The 2,620-nt window shown below is 53.6% G+C and carries 5 protein-coding genes; all 5 read right to left on the bottom strand.

Going from position 1 to position 2,620, the window contains the following annotated elements; genetic code table 11:
• A partial coding sequence (locus ACP5E6_RS18130; RefSeq protein WP_427956676.1) for a helix-turn-helix domain-containing protein occupies positions 1–266 on the bottom strand: 266 nt, incomplete at its 3' end.
• Positions 247–672 carry a type II toxin-antitoxin system RelE/ParE family toxin gene (locus ACP5E6_RS18125; protein ID WP_427956675.1) on the bottom strand — a complete coding sequence of 142 codons (426 nt, stop codon included), beginning with the start codon at positions 670–672 and terminating at the stop codon, positions 247–249. The genes ACP5E6_RS18125 and ACP5E6_RS18130, both read right to left, overlap by 20 nt.
• Before the next feature lie 368 nt (positions 673–1,040).
• Complete coding sequence (locus ACP5E6_RS18120) at positions 1,041–1,499, bottom strand: MucR family transcriptional regulator (protein ID WP_427956673.1); 459 nt, start codon at positions 1,497–1,499, stop codon at positions 1,041–1,043.
• Positions 1,500–1,794: 295 nt separating this feature from the next.
• Positions 1,795–2,367 carry a nucleoside 2-deoxyribosyltransferase gene (locus ACP5E6_RS18115; RefSeq protein ID WP_427956670.1) on the bottom strand — a complete coding sequence of 191 codons (573 nt, stop codon included), beginning with the start codon at positions 2,365–2,367 and terminating at the stop codon, positions 1,795–1,797.
• 4 nt (positions 2,368–2,371) lie between these two features.
• Positions 2,372–2,620: hypothetical protein (locus ACP5E6_RS18110; protein WP_427956668.1), on the bottom strand; the 249-nt coding region annotated here is incomplete at its 5' end.

The raw sequence follows: 2,620 nt of genomic DNA, 5'->3' as shown, positions 1-2,620 counted from the left end.
GATGCGCCTTGCGGATGCTTCTCGCCCCGTTCCCACTGACTGATGAGACCGGTGGTGACATTGAGGTAGCGCGCGAATACGGCTTGGCTCGCCCCCTCACGTTCCCGCAAGTTCCGGATTTCCTCGGGGGCGAGTGGGCGCACCGGCGTCAGGCACGCTTCATCAAACTTCCGCATCGTCTGCTTATCCATGAGACCTGCCGCGTGCAGCCCCTCGGCTGTTTCGTGGATCGAGGCCATCACCGGGCTACGATACTGCTTCGTCATTGCACATCACCTCCATTAGGGTGCCGTTTGCTATCGCCCTTGCCAGGGCATCATCGTCGTAGTTCATCATTTCGACCGCGAGCATTTTGAACGCGGCGAGTTCGTCATCCCGAATGTTGTCCTGTTCGTTCTTGGCAAAGCCGTGAACAAAAAACGCCTTCTCTCGCACGCGGAACAGGATGATCGTACGAAAGCCTCCCGATTTGCCGCCGCCTTGCCGGGCGATCCGCTGTTTGACAACACCACCGCCCAGGTCGGCATCGACCAGGCCCCGGGAAACGTCGGAAATCGCCGCGCAAAGAACCATATCCGTAATCCGGGCTTTTCGGGCAAACCTCACGAACGCCTTGTTTTTGAATACTCGCATCGCCCCGCTTGCCCTTAGCCCAGGTCGCAGCAGGTACATCTATAACACCAAGTATTATAGAAAACAATGAGCACCTACCGGCTGGCTCCCTTGGGAAGGCGACGAGACGGTGAATGGATTACCTGAACGATTCATCCCGCGCAGCGGAGAATCGCGGGGCAGAGCGATGGCCCCCGGCCATGATCAGAAACCGGCGTTGACGGATCCGATATTCGAGAATTGTTTGGTCCAGATTATCGAATAGGTAGTCTCCGCCGCGCCACATTACGTACCATCTGTGTGCGCCCTCGTTCGTACTCACGTCAGGCGCCCTCTCTGGGGCCGAAATGGCAAGCCGACCGGTCATGATTAGACCGGCCGAGCATCAACTCTCCGTCGCCGTGCTTTGATACCAAGTCACTCAAGTGTCAGGTGGCTTTCTTCTTTCGCAGGGCCGCGGCTGCTGGTGAGGGAGGAGCTTCAGAGACTGGTTTGGTACCGAGGCCGATTTTCTTGGCGAGAGCCGATCGCGTGGCGGCATAGGCTGGTGCGACCATCGGATATTCAGCTGGGAGTTGCCAACGCTCGCGATACTGTTCTGGCGTCATGTTAAAAGATGATTTGAGGTGGCGTCGAAGCATTTTCAGTTTTTTACCATCTTCAAGACAGATGATATAGTCGTTGAAGACTGATTTTTTGGGATTGACCGCGGGTTCTGGCGACACTTCAGCTTTGGTTTCTTGCGTTTCAACACTGCCTAGGCTCTGATATACGTCATGTATGAGGGTTGGCAGCATGTCGGCGGGCACAGAGTTATGCGAGACATGGGCGACGACAATTTGAGTTGTCAGTTGCAGCAGCAGTTGGTTTTCGGTCATATCAACCATGAGTAGTCTTTCTAAAAATATGAATAAGAAATTGATAGGATAATTGTATTCATAAAAAAATCAAGTGTGAGAGCCGCCGATCTCTCATTCTACCCTAATATCTGTTATGCCTAGAATGCTGGAATCTTAGTGAAATTCCCACTAATTCATAAAATCTGTATGGCGACACCATTTCGGTGGATTATTGAAGGCTACGAATAAAGTGAAATCTATTTTCCCGCAGCGGCCGCCAGTTTCAGGGGTGTTTCGTCTGTAAACATGGCTGATTGATTTTTATAGTAAATTGTTGCCGGAGTTAAGAGGCGCTGTCTTTTCGGGAAACCAGTTTATCGGCTGCAAGACTGACACATCTTTCAAACACGCTGAGCGCGTCAAATGGTTCATCCTGGCCTAACTCAGGAAGAGTGATCAGAGCTCCTCCGCCTTCGAGCACGGCACCGGCAATCATCAAATTATCGGGAAGATCAAACCCTTCGACAGCTATGCCACGCATTGGGTCGGGTATGACGCTGGTCTGGTCCTTACTGCGCCGATCGAACAAGCGCGCGGAGTTCGAGTATCCGAAGATCGGTTTACCTCGCCCGAGAAACCAGCCGATTTCGACGAGTGTGCCAGCGTCGGCGGAAGCCCCCCGAAACGGCGTCAGATTGGCGATGATGATATCGCTGGCCTCCATCATCTCGATGTCTTTGTGGAAAATATCGGTCCACTTGATATCAGCGCTCAGGCCAGATGTGGGTTCGGCATCCTGGTTGAGGGGCGCGAGACCGGTGATGCCGTATTTCGTGCAGATCTCGATCTTGCGTTGGGCATGCTCGACCGCGTTCGGCAAAAAAACGTCGGGTCCTGCGAGATAGGCTTTGATCACCGGGTCACTCATTCCTCTGGTGGCCAGCCGCTTGAAATCCATCGTGATCAAAGCTCTTGCAGCTTGGGCGCGCATTGTTTTGGCCACGAGGATCGATCATCCGCCGACCGTCGGCAACGATTTGCGTATGACGGGCGGTGTCTGTTGGTGGCGTGGCGGTATTCATACCTGGGTTATAGCCCAAGGAGGATGAATCGGCACCGGCATGCGCATCTGATCGGGAAATCGTATCAGGATGGTGCTTTTTGTTGAG

This window comes from Acidiphilium sp. (assembly GCF_049977125.1).
Lineage (GTDB): Bacteria > Pseudomonadota > Alphaproteobacteria > Acetobacterales > Acetobacteraceae > Acidiphilium.
Note: the sequence above shows the minus strand (reverse complement) of the source record. Positions and strands in the feature narration are given on the sequence as shown.